This window comes from Shewanella sp. T24-MNA-CIBAN-0130 (assembly GCF_040310185.1).
In the GTDB taxonomy this organism is placed as follows: Bacteria; Pseudomonadota; Gammaproteobacteria; order Enterobacterales; family Shewanellaceae; genus Shewanella; species Shewanella psychromarinicola.
This window is the reverse complement of record NZ_JBEOPP010000002.1, coordinates 25,697-43,897: the sequence shown is the minus strand read 5'-3', so window position 1 is coordinate 43,897 and position 18,201 is coordinate 25,697. Positions and strand designations below refer to the sequence as shown.

15 protein-coding genes and 1 pseudogene are annotated in these 18,201 nt (G+C 43.2%); 3 read left to right on the top strand and 13 right to left on the bottom strand.

Going from position 1 to position 18,201, the window contains the following annotated elements; translation table 11 throughout:
- The 12 genes and pseudogenes from AAEZ02_RS01195 to gmk form a co-directional block, all read right to left on the bottom strand.
- Nucleotides 1-255: a phosphopantetheine-binding protein gene (locus tag AAEZ02_RS01195; protein WP_101033081.1), complete on the bottom strand. Its 255-nt coding sequence runs from the start codon at nt 253-255 to the stop codon at nt 1-3.
- Nucleotides 256-283: 28 nt separating this feature from the next.
- On the bottom strand, nt 284-1,138 hold the full coding sequence (locus AAEZ02_RS01190; RefSeq protein WP_124013189.1) for a lysophospholipid acyltransferase family protein: 855 nt from the start codon (nt 1,136-1,138) through the stop codon (nt 284-286).
- Nucleotides 1,131-1,928 carry a beta-ketoacyl synthase chain length factor gene (locus AAEZ02_RS01185; protein WP_124013190.1) on the bottom strand — a complete coding sequence of 266 codons (798 nt, stop codon included), beginning with the start codon at nt 1,926-1,928 and terminating at the stop codon, nt 1,131-1,133. Before AAEZ02_RS01185 ends, AAEZ02_RS01190 begins: the two co-directional genes overlap by 8 nt.
- Nucleotides 1,929-2,177: 249 nt before the next feature.
- Nucleotides 2,178-3,053, bottom strand: a complete 876-nt coding sequence (locus tag AAEZ02_RS01180) for a DUF3014 domain-containing protein (protein WP_351077630.1) — start codon at nt 3,051-3,053, stop codon at nt 2,178-2,180.
- 143 nt (nt 3,054-3,196) lie between these two features.
- Complete coding sequence (gene recG, locus AAEZ02_RS01175) at nt 3,197-5,272, bottom strand: ATP-dependent DNA helicase RecG (RefSeq protein WP_351121640.1); 2,076 nt, start codon at nt 5,270-5,272, stop codon at nt 3,197-3,199.
- Between the two features lie 142 nt (nt 5,273-5,414).
- Nucleotides 5,415-5,507: pseudogene (locus tag AAEZ02_RS01170) on the bottom strand (DNA-binding response regulator); the annotation flags it as partial.
- A gap of 2 nt (nt 5,508-5,509) precedes the next feature.
- Nucleotides 5,510-6,439 carry a calcium/sodium antiporter gene (locus AAEZ02_RS01165; RefSeq protein WP_351121637.1) on the bottom strand — a complete coding sequence of 310 codons (930 nt, stop codon included), beginning with the start codon at nt 6,437-6,439 and terminating at the stop codon, nt 5,510-5,512.
- 134 nt (nt 6,440-6,573) lie between these two features.
- On the bottom strand, nt 6,574-8,229 hold the full coding sequence (locus tag AAEZ02_RS01160; RefSeq protein WP_335686679.1) for an AMP-binding protein: 1,656 nt from the start codon (nt 8,227-8,229) through the stop codon (nt 6,574-6,576).
- A 232-nt stretch (nt 8,230-8,461) separates the two neighbouring features.
- Nucleotides 8,462-8,845 (bottom strand): deaminase RidA, encoded by a 384-nt coding sequence (gene ridA, locus AAEZ02_RS01155; protein ID WP_351121634.1) that lies wholly within the window; start codon nt 8,843-8,845, stop codon nt 8,462-8,464.
- A gap of 28 nt (nt 8,846-8,873) precedes the next feature.
- Nucleotides 8,874-10,982, bottom strand: a complete 2,109-nt coding sequence (gene spoT / locus AAEZ02_RS01150; protein ID WP_351088054.1) for a bifunctional GTP diphosphokinase/guanosine-3',5'-bis pyrophosphate 3'-pyrophosphohydrolase — start codon at nt 10,980-10,982, stop codon at nt 8,874-8,876.
- 13 nt (nt 10,983-10,995) lie between these two features.
- Entirely contained in the window at nt 10,996-11,274 is a 279-nt protein-coding gene (gene rpoZ, locus AAEZ02_RS01145) for a DNA-directed RNA polymerase subunit omega (protein ID WP_011635854.1), read from the bottom strand.
- A 60-nt stretch (nt 11,275-11,334) separates the two neighbouring features.
- Nucleotides 11,335-11,958 carry a guanylate kinase gene (gene gmk / locus AAEZ02_RS01140; protein ID WP_351121631.1) on the bottom strand — a complete coding sequence of 208 codons (624 nt, stop codon included), beginning with the start codon at nt 11,956-11,958 and terminating at the stop codon, nt 11,335-11,337.
- Between the two features lie 339 nt (nt 11,959-12,297).
- Here gmk and AAEZ02_RS01135 point away from each other — a divergent pair, with 339 nt between their 5' ends.
- From AAEZ02_RS01135 to yjjG, 3 genes are all read left to right on the top strand, one after another.
- Nucleotides 12,298-13,590, top strand: a complete 1,293-nt coding sequence (locus AAEZ02_RS01135) for a DUF805 domain-containing protein (protein ID WP_351121628.1) — start codon at nt 12,298-12,300, stop codon at nt 13,588-13,590.
- Between the two features lie 76 nt (nt 13,591-13,666).
- Nucleotides 13,667-14,737 carry an aminoglycoside phosphotransferase family protein gene (locus AAEZ02_RS01130; RefSeq protein ID WP_124013197.1) on the top strand — a complete coding sequence of 357 codons (1,071 nt, stop codon included), beginning with the start codon at nt 13,667-13,669 and terminating at the stop codon, nt 14,735-14,737.
- A 45-nt stretch (nt 14,738-14,782) separates the two neighbouring features.
- Nucleotides 14,783-15,484: a pyrimidine 5'-nucleotidase gene (gene yjjG / locus AAEZ02_RS01125; RefSeq protein ID WP_351077614.1), complete on the top strand. Its 702-nt coding sequence runs from the start codon at nt 14,783-14,785 to the stop codon at nt 15,482-15,484.
- 69 nt (nt 15,485-15,553) lie between these two features.
- Here yjjG and AAEZ02_RS01120 read toward each other — a convergent pair whose 3' ends face one another.
- Nucleotides 15,554-18,139: a penicillin-binding protein 1A gene (locus tag AAEZ02_RS01120; RefSeq protein WP_124013199.1), complete on the bottom strand. Its 2,586-nt coding sequence runs from the start codon at nt 18,137-18,139 to the stop codon at nt 15,554-15,556.
- Nucleotides 18,140-18,201: the final 62 nt, after the last annotated feature.

Here is an 18,201-nt window from a genome sequence, read left to right as displayed (position 1 = left end):
CTAAACACGTTGAGATTCAATAAAGCTAGCTAAGCTAGCAACACTGAAAAAGTGTGCAGTAGTCGCATCAGAATTTGCTTCAATTTTGATATCAAATTCTTTCTTAATGGCCAAGCCTAATTCGAGTGCATCGATCGAGTCTAAGCCTAGACCGTCACCAAATAAGGCTGCATCGGTTTCGATATCATCGACAGTGACATCTTCTAGATCTAAGCAATCGATGATCAGTTGTTTTATTTGATTGTGTAAGTTCATTTTTTTGTTTTTCTTATAAGTATGGCTATCAATGTGACTTGATAGGCTGTTTAAGTGTATCAAGGTAAAACTGCTGCAAGTCGCGCGTCAGCTGTCGAGCCATTTTGGCTTCATTACCTTGTTTAACATCATACAGCAGGTATGACATGCTTGTGCCTATTTCTACTGACATATTGATGGTTTGCCGTGGAATTTGGTACCAAGCTTGTTGCTTGGTCAACCCTGCAACATCAGTACGTAATACCACAGGTAAAATATCTGTTTGGGTGCGTAGCGCAATATTGGCGGCCCCGCGAGCAAAAGGATTAACGATATTACCGGTTAATGTTCGCGTACCTTCAGGGAAAATAATTAAATTGGTATCGGTTTGCAACACTTGTAAGCAGTCATCTAGTAGCCAATCAGCGCCACGATTTGGAATATAACCGGCACTGGCGAGTACGCCGCGAATAAATGGATTACGCCATAAGCCTTGTTTTACAATACAACCCGCATTCGGCATAAGACTAATTAATACTACCACATCCACTAATGTTGGGTGATTGGCGATGACAATCTGCCCCTTTGCTTGCTGTAGTGTTTCGATATTCTTAGTGTTAACTGTAATCACCCCAGCAAAACTGAGCATGGCGACCAATGCTCTAAACATCCCGCTGACTAATCTTTGTACCCGTGCAACCCGCAGCTCTGGCTTAGTGGGCCAAAGTTGTAATATGGGTAAAATAGTTAATGAGCAGAGCAGTCCACCTAAACCAAAAGCAATATAACAAAGCACACCGCCAATCCAGCGAGGTACATAACGACATCCGCGCAGTTTCGGCGCGGCGGATTTTTTTTGCTCAATAGCATCAGCATGTTGTGGTTTGTGTGGTTGATTAGTCATGATGTTCAAGTGACCAATACCAATGGCACAGTTTACCCTGGATATTCTTTGCACTGGCAATATGATGGATTAACTCGCTCAAGCTGATGTTGTCTTGGTGTTTTTGGTTGTCAAGAGGGCCTAATCCGAGTGGATGATCAGACAGGCGTAGAGTCGTCCGTTGAGGCATTGTTTGATGTAATTCGGGTGCTATAGCCTGCTTTTCAGCTCGGTGGGCGATGTTATTGAGTGGTGCAAGGTACAAACCGAATGCCAGAGGAAGTTCGACCTCGTGAATAAATTCACTGTATACCGGTGGAACCGGATCGTCACCAAAGACAACCAATACTGGCGATGGGGATTGTGCTAATTGAGCGTAGGCTTCAATGAGTGCTTGTGTGAGGGTTTGCTCACCCGCAGCAATGGATGTAGACGTCGTAGTATTATCATTCACAATACCAAAAATACCACTGGCAGTATTGTGCACTGATTGACTAAAAGCCATTGGTGATAAAGCTTGCTGCTGGGCAATATCCTTAAGTAAGCCTAAGGTTCTGGTAAGTTCACCATGACGAGATGCAAAAATACTACGGCAATGCATATCGGGTTGGCATTGGTATGCCGCGGTTAGCATCATTTTGGTTAAGCGACTAAAGCGCCGACGTTGCATGGCAGGAATGTGTGCTAATGCTGGTGAGTCAGATTTTGGCGACAAGTCGCCATTAGGCTGTTGCCATTGCTGCCAACGTTCTGTTGTCTGAAAGTCCGCAGACCATGCACCCCATGATAGAAGATCAAATACTAATTGCACTACATTCCCTCTATAACTGCCTAGCTATCCTTATCTAATTGTTAATAATAATCATGCCAATAATGAATATTCGTTAACCTTGCCGATTGTACACTGAAGTGAATGTAGATAAGAAGTCGTGTGGACGAAAAAGGCTAATAGCAGAGGGTTTATTGAACAAAGTGATTGTGCAATAAAAAAGCGCGACGGTAAACGTCGCGCTGATTGCTTATAGCCTAATAAAATAGCTTTACCGCTTGATGTAATAGCTTATTGGCTCGGAAAGCTTTGTTGTAGTTTCTTGACTGCTGCTTTGATTTTACGAGCGTTTTCTGGCCCCATGCGGATCAACAGTTTTTGTGCATTGGGTAATGCCTCAAGATTGGGATCGACATATTTATAGTTAACACTGATCGATGATAATTCAATAGGATCTTCAATAATGGGCGCATCAGCAACCATGCTGAAAACCTGCTGCATTCGCGTATCAAAGTCAATGTTACTGTAACCTAGTTCAGTAAAAGCTTCGGCAAATAATGGCTTTAACTCATTGTAAGTACTGATTAAATCTTTATCACTCAGCTCCTCTATAAAATTAGCGTATAAATCATATCTATGATAACTGTCTGGATTAAGATAGATTTTGTTGGTTATTTCGCTCACGGTAAATTTTGTATCGGGGCCTTTTAACGGGCTCGCTTTACGCACCATATTGCCTTGGGCTAAGTTATCGACAAATACCACAAATTGGCGGGCAATGTCTTTTTTCAAGATCATTGGCGCAATTTTCATGCCGTTAGCAATGGCTAATGTTTTTGCTTCTACAAAATCATCAGACTCATCTAAGGTGGGGAGTGGCTCTATCGTTGCGGCAGCGGATTCTCCAGTGGGCACTACATCATCTGTTGTGGCAATGCTTTCTGGTTCTTCAATAGGCGTTTGCTCTATTGGCGTCTCAGGAACTGATTCTGGCAGTTCAACTGGGGTGATAACAACGGGTTCAAATTCATCAGTGTCATCACTGGTAAAATAGAAATAACTGCTTGCGCCTAACAATGCAATCACCGCGATAGCGATTAACATCTTGTTAGACCCTGGCTTTTCAGAACCTGGAGGGGTAATTCGGTCTTCTTCATTAACTTGCATTTCAATTCCTTGGTGTGATTGCTAATCGGTACAAATATCTAGGTGGAGTCGAAAAATTGTGCATAGTACCATTTTGCAATATTCGGCTGACTTGTCTAGTGATAACTGATGATAATGAACAATATATTACGATTAGTATTGTATTATGCTTGGACATATTGTTGTCTATCACCTATCCAGCGTTGAATGATAGCGTCTACGTTTTGTGGCACTTGCTGGTTAACGTGTACGGCTAATTTTTGAGTAGGTTCAATTAAGTGTTGATCGCGAAGTAAATCTGCGATTTTGAGATCGGCTAAACCTGTTTGTTTTGTCCCGAGCACTTCACCAGGCCCTCTAATTTCGAGATCTTTTTGGGCGATGATGAAGCCGTCGTTACTGTTTCGCAGAACACCTAAGCGTTTGGTGGCCGTTTGCGACAATGGCGCTTTATAGAGTAACACGCAATGACTGGCTACCGCGCCTCGGCCGACTCGACCTCTTAATTGGTGTAACTGCGCTAGGCCTAATCGTTCAGGATTTTCGATGATCATTAAACTGGCATTGGGTACGTCAACACCCACTTCTATGACGGTAGTGGCGACTAATAAGTTTACATCACCCGCTTTAAATTGCGCCATAATGGCCTGTTTGTCAGCGCTTTTCATTCGGCCATGGATCAAGCCTATTTTGAGTTCAGGTAATGCTATGGTGAGTTCCGCTGCCGTGTCTTCAGCAGCTTGGCATTCAAGCACTTCAGATTCTTCAATTAAGGTACATACCCAATAAGTTTGGCGATTATCATGTAATGCTGCTTGTTTGACTCGCTCAATAACGTGTTCGCGGCGGCTATCAGCAACGGCAACGGTCGTCACGGGTGTGCGCCCTGGGGGAAGTTCATCAATAATCGAGGTATCAAGATCTGCATAGGCTGTCATGGCTAAGGTGCGCGGAATTGGCGTGGCCGTCATAATTAACTGGTGCGGGTGAAAGCCTTGGCTGACGCCTTTTTCTCGTAAACCTAAGCGTTGATGAACGCCAAAACGATGTTGCTCGTCAATAATAATCAGCGCCAGTTTGTTAAATACCACCGCTTGTTGAAATATCGCATGAGTACCGATCACCATTTGGGCTGCACCAGAGGCAATGTTTTCAAGGGATTGGACTCTAGCTTTACCTTTGAGTTTGCCTGCTAACCAACCTATTTTCACTCCCAGAGGTTCAAACCATGCGGCAAAATTGCTGGCATGTTGTTCAGCGAGTAACTCGGTCGGCGCCATCATGGCTACTTGGTATCCGTTTTCAATAGCCTGCAATGCTGCAAGCGCCGCCACCAGGGTTTTTCCTGAGCCAACGTCACCTTGAACTAAACGCATCATTGGCGTTGGATGCTGAATATCTTGGCGAATTTCGGCCACTACGCGCTGTTGTGCCCCCGTTGGCCTAAAGGGCAACTGGGCTAAAAAAGGGCTTGATAATTGGCCGGTTGCAGGCATAGGCACTGCGGCATCTTGGTTACTACGTTGGCGTAGTTGCAACATACTGAGGTTATGAGCGAGCAGTTCTTCTTGTATTAACCTTTGCTGTGCCGGATGTTGACCTTGTTCTAATTCAAATGGTGACACCGAGCTGTGGGGACGATGTAAAATATGCAGCGCATCGCGAAGACTAATATTGTTTGGCTGCAGGCCATTGGGTAATAATTCTGGCAATCCACCATCATCTAACATGGTTAAGGCTTGCTCGGTCAGTTTTATCCAACTGGCTTGTTTTACCCCTTCTGTTGTCGGGTATATAGGCGTTAGTGTGTCGCTTAATGTGACTGATCCACCAGGATGGATAATTTGATATTCGGGGTGAACAATTTCTTTGTGATGATTGCCTCGACGTATTTCACCGTAAGCCCGAATGGTGGATCCATTTTCCATGGCGTTACGTTGTGCCATTGAAAAATTAAAAAAACGCAGGCTCATCATTCCGCTGTGATCGCGAACATTACACATTAGCATACGTCGCCGACCTTGCATTATTTGAGTCGACTGAATTTCGGCTTCTATGGTGCCATAACTGCCAGGAGGCAACGCGGCAATGGGATAGATTTGCGTACGGTCTTCATAACGCAGCGGTAAGTGAAACAGTACATCTTGTACTGTTTTAATACCTAACTTAGCCAGTTTTTCCGCGACCTTTTTAGCAACACCTTTAAGGTCGGTGATCGGAACAAGATCCAGTCGTAGCAAATTGTGCGCACCCCAAGTTGGTGATTAAAGATTTAAAAAAGCATTGTAATTTCAAGCTGTCAATTTCGAATCACTGTAATTATATACATATGTTTAAGGTATCTTAGCAGACTTTCAATACAAGGCAATATTAAGCCGCTAATTATAACCAACCCTTTTGTTTGGCGATTCTGGCGGCGTCAATTCGGTTGCTAGCATTGAGTTTATTAATCGCTTCTGACAAATAGTTTCGTAAAATTACCCAACCTGCATGACTAAGTAACTGGTGTAACCTAAGTAACCCGCTAGAAGCACTACACCTTCACGGCGACCAATACGTAAGCCGCTCCAAGCAAACGGTAATACCATGAAAGCAAAGATCAGCATGGCGATAAAATCGATTTGGTTAAATCCGGCAGCGGAGACAGGGTGGATTAACGCAGTCGCGCCTAAAATACCGAGCACATTGAAAATGTTTGATCCAACCACATTACCGATGGCAATGTCACTTTGACCTTTCAGTGCAGCCATCACCGAGGTGACAAGTTCTGGCATGCTGGTGCCAATCGCCACAATAGTTAAGCCGATGATGACTTCGCTAATGCCAAATTGCTTGGCTAAATCCACAGCACCATTAACAAATAATATGCCACCACCGACCAGCATAGCGATACCCATAATAATTAATGCTATTGATAACCCTGGGTGTTGAGGGCTGGCATCAAGATCAAGATCTTCGGGATTATTTTTGGCGCTGACATAACTAAACACTAAATAGCTAACAAGTGCACTGAATAAAATGGCACCGTCGATAAAGCTCACTTCACCATCAAGCAGTAAAAACCACATTAATACCGATGCACAAATCATGATAGGGATGTCGCGCTTAACCATTTGAGATTGCACTGTAATAGGGCGAATAAGGGCGGTAATAGCTAAAATTAAGCCGATATTGACAATATTGGACCCCACCACATTACCTAAAGCAATCCCAGGGTTACCTGCTAATGCCGATTTTACACTTACCGCCAATTCAGGGGCGCTAGTACCAAATGCTACAATAGTTAAGCCTATAATCAGTGGTGCAATGCCTAAACGAAGCGCTACAGCACTGGCTCCGCGCACAAGAGCTTCTGCACCAAAGGTTAAAATGATAAAACCGCCGATAATGGTTAACGCAATGAGCATGAGAGTCTCTGCCTAAGTAAGGGTGTGTAACAAGATTGATATAGTTGATGGGGCGTATATTGACAGAATATGTCAAAAAAATACACGCATATTGCGTGTATTTTTTTTAAGATAGTTAATCATTTAGTGGGTGATTATAATTCGTCTTCCCAACGTACTTTAGCACCGCGGACACCTTCTACTTTGGCGCTAAATGCTTTTTCCAGAACGTGACGTTTAATTTTTAACGTCGGCGTTAATACGTCGCTCTCAATGGTCCAGTCATCATTTACGATTATAATGGCATCAATATTTTCATGTGATTCAAGCTTGGGATTAATACTGTCGAGGTTCTCTTTTAATGAGGTTCTTACTTCCTCGCGCGGCTGTAATTTTGAACCTTCAGAAAGCTGCACCAAAGCGATAGGGTGCGGTAAGCCAGAACCAATAACACAAATCAACTCAATATGTGAATCTTGAGCCAATTTACGTTCAATAGGTACCGGTGAAACATATTTGCCTTTTGACGTTTTAAAGTTGTCTTTGACTCGACCGGTAATATCGATATAACCGTCTTCGTCGATTTCACACAAATCGCCAGTGAGGAAAAAGCCGTCTTCAGTAAATGCTGCAGCGGTAGCGGCTTCTTGTAGGTAATAGCCACTCATTAAGCCTGGGCTTTTGACTAATAACTCACCTTGTTCAGTTTGACGCACTAAGCATCCTTCAACCGGACGGCCAACCGTGCCAATTTTCTTGGCATTGAATGGGTAATTGATTATCGAGTAAGCACAGTTTTCGGTCATACCCCACGCTTCACAAATATCAATGCCGATGCTGTTATACCATTGCAGTAATGATGGTGGGATAGGCGCGGAACCTGAGCCATTTAAGCGAGATTGATCGAGTCCTAAACCGCTCTTAATTTTACGCTTAACGATACTGCTAATAATGGGTAATTTCAGTAATGTGTTGAGTTTTTTGACGCCAATTTTATTGATGATATTTAATTGAAATACCGTCCATAAGCGCGGCACGGAGAAAAATATCGTTGGACGACAACGCTGAATATCATCAACAAATGAGTCGAGGCTTTCTACAAAAGAAATCGTTGCTCCAGAATAGAATGATGAACCTTCTATCGCCACACGTTCAGTAATGTGTGCCAGAGGTAAGTAAGATAATAGTCGGTCAGTCGTATTGGTTTGTAAATCACGAATGACCGCTTCACAGGCCCAACAATAGCTGGTAAAGGTTTGTATCACGCCTTTGGGTTTGCCGGTTGACCCCGAAGTATAAATGAGTGTCATGACTTGATCAGCCGTTGGCAGCTGCTCGTCAACAAGCGGCTGACCCAGCGTTAACAGTTGCTGCCAATGATATTGAGCTGGCATAGTGTCATAAGGCATGGCTAAGCGGAGGATTTCACCGCCCACAGCCGCTTCTTGTTCAGGCCAATGATCGAGCTTGCCGGTAAAGATGGCTTTGGCACCGCTATGTTCAAGTATATAGCGAATGGTTTCAGCATTCGCGGTTGGATAAACCGGTACACTAATGTAACCACCGTACATTAATGCTAAATCGACAATAAACCACTCGGCGCAGTTTTTAGACAGTACAGCAACTTTGTCGCCACGTTCTAGACCTAAATGACGCAGTGAACCTGCAATTTGTTGCATTTTTTGTTGAACTTCACGCCAGGTGAAATCCACATACTTACCGTCAATTGGCTGGCGAAGGTAAACTTTATCGCCTTGTGTATCAACCCAATGAGACAACATCTCAACCGGCGTTTTAATTAAATTTTCCATAGACGCTTCCATAGTTCTTTATTGTTATTGTAGGTCTTTATAAACTTATTATGGCTATTTTTGTGCGCTGGCGCAAACAATTGCACACTATGTGTGCAAGGTAACATTATAAACACGTTAGCAGGATCTGCTGAATTAACAATAGGTATTGAGTAAATACTCTACAATGGGGGGCCCACAGATAATAAAAAAGGCGCTCTAGGCGCCTTTAAACAATATTATACCGTTGGGCTTAGATTTCCATTATTCCGTCCATTTCAACCAATGACCCTTTTGGTAACGCTTTGATGCCAATAGCGGCACGAGCAGGGTAAGGCTGTTGAAAATAACGGCTCATAATTTCATTAACTGTGGCGAAATGAGACAGATCGGTCAGGAAGATATTTAACTTAACGATATCACTCATTTTTCCGCTTGCAGCTTCGCATACCGCAGATAAATTTTCGAAAACTTGCACGACTTGTTCAGCAAAATCATCGCTTACCATGGTCATGGTTTTTGGATCTAATGGAATTTGACCTGAAAGATAAACGGTACTGCCGACTTTAACGGCTTGTGAGTAAGTGCCAATTGCTTGTGGGGCTTTGTCGGTTGCGATGATAATTTTTTCAGCCATGTTGTACTCTCTTTATTGTGATCAGTGACTAGCGATTACGCGAGGTGCGTAATACTTCAGGTAAAACGCGTATCCTGCGCATTACGTTGGCAAGATGGACACGATCTTTAACTGAAATACGTAAATTAATCAAATACACTCGGCCATCACGCTCTTCGGTACTGAGATTGTGAATATTTGACCCAGCTGAAGCGATAATCGAGGTGATTTTAGCCAGCGCACCTTGATGGTTAACAATTTCGACGCGCAGATTAGCTTGGTACTCTGCGCCTTCTACGTTGTCCCAATGCACAGATATGTACTTATCAGGCTCGCCTTGATAGCCACGAATATTGGCACAGCTTTCCATGTGAACCACTAAACCTTTGCCTGGACTCACATGGGCAATGACGGCATCGCCAGGGATAGGGCGACAACAATTAGCGTAGGTCACCAACATACCTTCAGCGCCACGAATTGGCATCTGCAAGGTTTCGTTATTATGATCGTGAGCGTCTAGCTGTTGGCCTAATAAACGTTGGGCAATCACAATACTCATGGCATTACCTAAGCCAATATCGGCCAGTAATGAGTCCAGCGAAGTATGTTTGGTTTCTTTAATCACTTTCTCAAGTAAATCGGCTGGAATAGTTTCAAGTTTAGTATCACCCAAGGCATGGTTTAACAAACGCTTACCTAATGCAATGGCGTTATCACCTTTAAGGCTCTTCAATACTTGCCTAATTTTACCACGAGCTTTACCGGTGACCACAAAGTTTAACCATGCAGCATTAGGACGAGCGCCTTTAGCGGTAATAATTTCAACCGTTTGCCCAGAGATCAGTGGCTGGCTCAGAGGATAAGCTTGGCGATTGACTCTCGCCCCCACGCAGGTATTACCCACATCAGTATGCACTTCGTAGGCAAAGTCGACCGCTGTGGCATTAACCGGCAATTCTAAAATACGGCCTTCTGGGGTAAACACATAAATTTCTTCAGGAAATAGCTCTGTTTTAACGTTTTCAACAAATTCAAATGAGCTGCTGGCGCTTTGCTGCAATTCCAGCAAACTTTGCATCCATCGGTGAGCACGAACTTGAGAGGTACTTTGCTGAGCCGAATCAATCTTATTTTTATACATCCAATGTGCAGCGACACCTTTGTCGGCCATTTGATCCATTTCTTCAGTGCGAATTTGCACTTCAACAGGAACCGCATGAGGACCAAATAATGATGTGTGCAATGATTGATAACCGTTGGCTTTTGGAATAGCGATATAATCTTTAAAACGTCCAGGGCGCGGCTTGTATAATCCGTGCATAGCGCCTAAAACGCGATAACAGGTATCGATAGAGTCAACAATAACGCGGAACGCATAGATATCCATGACCTCTTGAAATTGCAGTTCTTTACTGCGCATTTTTCGATAAATCGAGTAGAGGTTTTTTTCACGGCCTTTAACTTTTGTGGGTATTCCAGCCTCTTCAAGGCGTTTTTCAATAGCAAGTTCAATACTGTTAATCAGTTCTTTACGATTACCCCGGGCCGCTTTGACAACATCGCGGATCACTCTATGGCGCATAGGGTAATAGGCTTGAAAACCTAAGTCTTCAAGTTCGATTTTGATATTGTGAATACCTAATCGATTAGCAATTGGGGCGTAGATTTCTAGGGTTTCACGAGCAATACGACGGCGTTTATCAGGGCGCAGTGCGCCTAAAGTACGCATGTTGTGGGTTCGATCAGCCAATTTGATGAGGATCACTCGAATATCTTGAGTCATTGCCATCATCATTTTACGGAAGTTTTCCGCTTGGGCTTCTTTTCTATCACGAAACTTGATTTTATCAAGCTTTGATACACCTTCCACTAGTTCTGCAACAGCAACACCAAATAACTCAGAGAGTTCTTCTTTGGTGACAGGTGTATCTTCGATGGTGTCATGAAGTAAGGCAGCCATAAGCGACTCATGGTCGAGACGCATGTCTGCCAAGATGCGGCTAACCGCAACAGGATGGGTAATGTAAGGCTCGCCACTTGTGCGCATTTGCCCTTCGTGGGCATCACGCGCAACCAAATAGGCCTGCTTGAGTAATTCTACTTGATCCGGCTCTAAATAGCTGGATGCTGACTCTTTTAGACCTTCAAACAGATACAAGTGGCGCTACTCCTTATAAAACGCGGCCTTCTGCAATGGCTGCGACAGCGGCAATTTCAGCGGCTTCACGTTCACGAACAGTTTGGCGCTCATCAGCATCTAAAGTGTTTGAGGTGACTAAACCTAATTCGATTTCACGTAATGCGACAACCGTTGGTTTATCATTCATCTCATCAACCATAGGTTCTTTACCTTGGACGGCGATTTGGCGTGCACGACGCGCTGCAACCAGGATCATATCAAAACGGTTGCCGATTTTGTTTACGGCGTCTTCTACAGTTACGCGAGCCATGTGTTGAAACTCCAGTGTTATCTATGGGGAAAAAGGACGCAAAATTGTACACTATGACAATTAATTTGCCAAGAGATCAGTAATCATATCATTGTGGGCACACTGCTGACTAGCACAGGTTAATCGTTGACTGCGGATAATGGCGCTTAAATCGACCAATGCGACATCAAAATCATCATTTACAATCACAAAGTCATATTGAGCGTAATGTGACATTTCTGAAACGGCTTGTGCCATACGTGAATCAATCACTTGTTGATTGTCTTGGCCTCGACCGGTTAAACGGCGTTCAAGCTCGGACTTAGACGGCGGTAAAATAAACACCCCTACTGCCGTTTTCATCAATTTTTTAACTTGCTCTGCGCCTTGCCAATCAATATCAAGAAACACATCGATACCTTTATCTAAGGTTTGTTCGATGACGCGCTTGGAGGTGCCATAAAAATTGCCAAAGACTTCGGCCCATTCAAGAAAGGCATTTTGGGCAATTAATGCTTTAAATTGCTCAATAGTCACGAAATGATAATGCTGTCCATCAACTTCGCCAAGGCGAGGTTTACGGGTCGTATGTGACACAGAAACCTGTTTATCGCTGGGTTTATCTTTTAATAGTGCTGATATAAGTGATGATTTACCTGCGCCACTAGGGGCTGACACAATAAAAAGATTTCCACGAGTGCTCATAAATAGGGTTGCTCATCCGATTATTCATTAAGAAAGCTTAATATTATACTCGTTAACAGTAGGGTTATGCTAGCGCAATCATAGAGATTGCTGATGTGTCTTATCGCGATAAGATGGATAAAAGTGACTTGCAAGAGTAGGAATAAAAAAGTAATCCAAAATCTAGCTTGGGTCTGGCTTTATAAGATAAATTCTGTAGGCTTTGGGCTATTAATAGCGGTTGTCGATTTTGATGATAACAACAATCCTTTAACCTTGTAATAGCGGTGTAGAATCACCGACGATTTCTGTTATGTAGCCAGCTGTTTTGATTTTTTTGTAAATTAATAGGAATGATTGATGTTTGTAAAACCCCTACTGTGCCGAGATGGTCGTGACACAGGCTTAAGGTTAATGCTAATTATATTAGCAGCATTTTTGTTGTTAACTGTCGCTGCTATCGTATTCCCGGCGAGTGTAATTAATTGGGTTGTGACGCTAACGATAATGCCTATTGTTGGTTTGTCTGCTGTTCGTCGCCTAAATGACGTCAATAAATCGATTAAATTGGCGATGGTTTGTGTCGTTCCTGTGGGCGTTTTTGGCATATTGACTTACTTTATGGCGCCTTTGGGCGCACTCGCAGGAGTGTTTTTGTTTGGCCTAGCTTGTGGTGGCTATTTGGCCTTTATGCCGGCTAAAAGTAAGATTAATTATGTGCAAGGCTATAATGGACCCAGTATGGTGCCAGTATCTTTTGCGGGCTCGGTACATCACCGACAAGAACCGGTAATGAAAAGGCGGGTTATGCCTGTTCATACTATGCCAGAGAGTACATTTTCATCAACAGAGTTAACGGATGATGAAGTGAACTTTACGGGTTCGGTTGAGCCAGATTCTTTCGAGAGAGAAAAATACCAATTAAATGATGATGTGGTGCAGCAGGCAAGTTCCGAGCAAACTGACGCACACATGGACCATGACGTTGATGAGAAAATGGAGGATGATCAAGTGAGATCATTTTCTACATCATCTGCTCGCAGTAATCAGCCTCTTTATGTTGATCAGGATGCATTGCATTCAGGGTCGATTACCGAGCTTGCAAAATCTTGGCTTAATGTGGCCAAGTTACATCAGCAAAAGCTTATTTTAATCGGAAAAATTACTGCTGCCATTGTCGCTGCCGGTTTGGTTGTATATTTAGTTTCCGCCTTGATCAGTGTTTTTTCTGGCGAGGCGACAGAACAAACTGACCATGCTGATGAGATGATCAATCAACAACAAGCCAGTAGTCGACAAATGATTAAACTGCCGGATGGGTTTTGGTTAGTACTAGACGGCGATGTTCTGATTGTACGCTGGTTAGGGGATCGCGGTGATGCTAGACGCTTGTGGCATTTAGCCAGCGCCATAGGCGATAAAACCTGCGCCAACCTTGAATTTAATGATGGTAGTCGTTATCGACCACTCACGGTTGATCGGTTACAGGACAGTGCCACTGAAGCCAGATTTACGCCGCTGGATAAAGATGCCATTGTCAATAATGTCGCGCTTAAAGGTAGCTTTAAGTTGTGTGGTTATGAATTTAGCTTAAAGGGCAGCCAAGCAACATTAATGCAAAACCCTCAATTTGAAATGATACTAAGCCAGTAACCATTAGGGAGATAATCAGACAGTAGAGCTCTGTCGGTTATCTTTGGCTATGATAAAGATGAGTTTGGAGTTGTGATTGGTTAATTTTATCCGCAAAAATGTATTGTCTCAGTTTGGTTTTAGGGGCGAGCATAGTACGCTTCATCCACTGGGTAATGGCCATATTAATCAGACTTTTTTGGTGAATGATAACGCTAAAACGATGGTCTTGCAGCGTATCAACACCCAAATATTTACCGATCCTAAGGTGATGATTCAAAATGCCAGCAATATTAGTCAGCATTTACTCACTAAGCGTCAACAGCAGCAATATCCATTGCAAGTGGTGAGTCCAATAGCCACCGTTTCAGGTGCACTTTACTTAGATTTAGGTGAGCAAGGGTTTTGGCGAGCAATAGATTACTTGCCCCATAGCGATACGATTGAAGTGGTTGATACTCCCGAACAAGCCATGCTGGCCGCCGCAGCTTTTGGCCATTTTGCCGCGGCGTTGAGTGATTTAACCCCCAATGACATTATCGATGTTATTCCCAACTTTTTGAATTTACCCCAGCGTATCACTCAATTGCATGATGCAATGGTTAATGATGTCAACGGTCGATTAGTCCAGTGTAAAAAATGGCCGGACTTGTGCTTAGCACAAACGGATTTATTAGCAGAATTAGTACAATATGAAGCTGCCTTACCGCTAAGGATTTGTCACAATGATACTAAAATCAATAATATGCTGTTTGATAGTCGAGATATGTCTAGTCTGGCTATTATTGATTTAGATACCTGCATGAAAGGGTATTTGATGTATGACTTTGGTGATATGGTGCGGGCTTTTTGTTCCCCTGAGCCGGAAGACTCGACTGACTTAGGCAATGTGTATGCACGACCTGAGATCATTATTGCTGCGGCAAACGCGTATATAGCGTCTCTCGCTGGCATCATTACCCCGCTTGAAAAGCGCAGTTTATGGCTAGGAACTAAAGTGATGCCGTTAATGCTTGGGGTACGATTTTTAACTGATTATTTAAATGGTGATGTTTATTTTGGGATCAAGCACCAAAACCATAATCTTGATCGCGCGATAAATCAGCTAACTATTTATCAAAGTCTACTGAGGCAAGAAGCTGCGTTAAAGTCATTATTTAACGCTTAGCTGCCATAGTTAACCATTTATTTGAACGAAATAAGGATCTCATTGATGTTAAATATGCTCAATAAATATAAATGGATTTTATTTGATGCTGACGAAACGTTATTTCATTTCGATGATTTTGCGGGATTGAAATTAATGTTCTCTCGATTTAATATTGATTTTAACACCGAAAACTTTGCTGTTTATCAGCAGGTCAACAAACCACTATGGGTTGAATACCAAAATGGTGTAATTAGTGCTGTGCATTTACAACACACTCGGTTTCATGACTGGGCGACAAAGTTGTCTGTTACCCCGCAACATCTAAACAGTCAATTTCTGGCGGCAATGGCCGATATTTGTCAGCCATTACCCGGTGCCCGGGAATTGATTGACTCATTAAATGGTAGGGTCAAGCTTGGTATCATTACTAATGGTTTTACCGAGTTACAAAATATCCGCTTGAGTCGCACAGGCTTTCAAGGTGCCTTTAATCCTGTGGTTATCTCTGAACAACTGGGTAAAGCAAAACCTGATGTGGCTATTTTTCATCATGCGTTTGGCTTAATGGGGGAGCCGGAGAAGCATCAAGTACTCATGGTCGGTGATAACCTACATTCTGATATTTTAGGCGGTATCAATGCCGGTATCGACACCTGTTGGTTAAATCATCATGATGCACCTGTGACTAATAATATATCTCCAAGCTATCAGGTCCGTAATTTAGCTGAACTACATCAATTATTGCTGCCCGATGCCACTCAATAGTTGGTCAGTTCAGACATAAAAAAGCCATTCGACTGAATGGCTTTTTTTATCCGCTTATTTTAAAGGGTGTTATTGAAATAAATCTTCAGCAACATTGTCGATAAAGATATCACCACTTTGAGGTGTTTCGGTGACATATTCTTTGGGTTCTGTACCTTCAACAAAATACTCAAACTGTGTGGTGTGGTCTGTCTTACGTGTTAATTTACCCGTGGCTAAATCAATACGTGCAGAGACAATCCCCTTCGGTGGAATAACCGGCGCTTCCGGGCTACCCGCGAGGGCTTTATTCATAAAGTCATTCCAGCCAGGACCTGCGGTTTTCGCCCCAGCTTCACCACCCGATATTTGATCGGGGTCGCCATTGGCCACCCAGCTTGAGCGACCGAGTTGACGACCAAAATCATCAAAACCAACCCAGAAGGTCGCGGTAAGTGTAGGATTAAAACCACTGAACCAAGTATCTCGAGACTCGTTAGTTGTTCCTGTTTTACCCGCAATATCATGACGTCTAATTAATTTAGACGCTCGCCATGCTGTACCATTCCATCCCGTACCTTGGCTCCAGTCACCGCCGCCCCAAATAACGCTCTTTAACGCTTCAGTGATCAAAAATGCCGTTTGTTCAGAAATGATCCGCTTAGCAAAGCGAGCTTGTGGGTTACTGCAAATATTTTGTTCAGCAGTCAGTAAATCGACCTCAGTTTCTTCGTCTAATGTATCTGCTGATAGGCCTACTGCTTGTTGAGATAGCTCTTCAGCCATCGCAGCAAATGGGTCATCAATAGCCACAGGTTCTACAACAGAGGGCTCTGGTTTACTGCATGCAATAGTCGGTATGGTTTGTTCAATAATGTTGTCGTATGAGTCGGTCACGTGATCGATATAATAAGATTCAACTAAATAACCGCCATTAGCAAAGCTATTAAATGCCGTGGCAACTTGTAATGGTGTCACTGACGGCGACCCTAACGCTAACGATTCATTTCGTGGTAAATCACTCGGATCAAAACCAAACTTCACCAGCTCTTTTATGGTGTCGTCTAAACCGGTATGTCGCATCGCTCTGACCGACATAACGTTAATCGACTGAGCTAAGCCGACACGTAAGCGTGTTGGTCCACCATAAACATCGGGTGAGTTTTTAGGGCGCCACGCTGTGCCCTGACGGGTATCAGGTTTGTTAATCGGTGCATTATTAATGAGCGTCGCCAAGGTGTAGTCTTTTTCTAATGCCGCAGCATAAATAAAAGGCTTAATATTGGAACCTAATTGGCGTTTAGCTTGGGTTACCCGATTGAATTGACTTTTGCGAAAGCTAAATCCACCCACGAGGGTTTTGATTGCGCCGTCATGAGGTTCAAGTGAGACGGTTGCACTCGATACTATTGGGATTTGTGACAATTGCCAATGCTTACCATTATGGCGGATCCACACTTGTTGGCCGGCGGTGAGTATATCGGCTGCTTGCTTTGGTGGTAAGGTTTGACGTTTATCTGAGATAAACTTACGAGCCCATTTTAAGCCTTTCCATTCAAGTGTAATCAGTTCGCCTTTGTCATCTATCACCTGTGCTTGTTGATCTTTTACGCTCAGCACTGCTGCAGGCATAATGCTTTGCATCGAAGATGTGCGTTTTAAAATAGCGACAATCTCATCGTTATTTAGCGGCGTATCCGTCCATAATTCCGTAACCGGACCACGGTAACCATGGCGTTGGTCATAAGCAAAAACGTTATCTCTTAATGACTCTTGAGCCATCAATTGTAAATCCGATGATATTGTAGTGTAGACATTGTAACCGTTGGTATAGGCTGCTTCTTCACCGTATTTTTGGGTCATGTAATCACGCGCCATTTCCGAAATATACGGAGCGTATAAATCAATTTCAGCACCATGGTATTTTGCGCTAGAAGGGCTATTGATTGCCGCTTGATATTCTGCTTGAGTAATATTGCGTTTCTCAAGCATACGGCTTAATACCCAGTTACGACGTGATATGGCTCGTTCTTGGTTTCTAACGGGATTGGCTGCAGATGGGGCTTGAGGTAGACCCGCAATCATTGCCATCTCTGGCAGTGTAAGCTGACTAAGTTCTTTGCCATAATAGACTTGAGCAGCAGCACCCACACCATAGGCGCGGTTGCCTAAGAAAGAGCGATTTAAATAAAGCGTTAAAATTTCTTTTTTGGATAGCGCCTTTTCAATTTTTAGCGCGAGGAATATTTCTTTGATTTTACGAATGTATGTTTTTTCGTTGGTTAAGAAAAATCCTCGGGCAACCTGTTGGGTAATCGTACTTGCCCCTTGACTCTTCTCACCTGTCGTTATCAAGATGATTGCTGCGCGGATAATACCAATCGGATCAATACCGTTATGCTCAAAAAAACGTGCATCTTCGGTGTCGAGTACCGCATTGATTAACTGAACGGGCACCTCTTCATACTCTACAGGTATGCGGCGTTTCTCACCAAATTGAGAAATAAGTTTGCCATCGCGGCTATAAATACGCAGCGGAGTTTGTAATTGTACCGTCTTTAGCGAATTAACATCGGGTAAATCAGGCAACACATAAAAGTAAGCGGCTGCTATAGCAGCAACTCCCAGTAGTGATAGGCTAAAAAATGCAATTAATAAACGTTTAAACCATTTCACTCGATAATTCCAGAAAATTACAAATAGTGGCGCTAGTATATAAGCGGGAGAGTTTTTGGTGA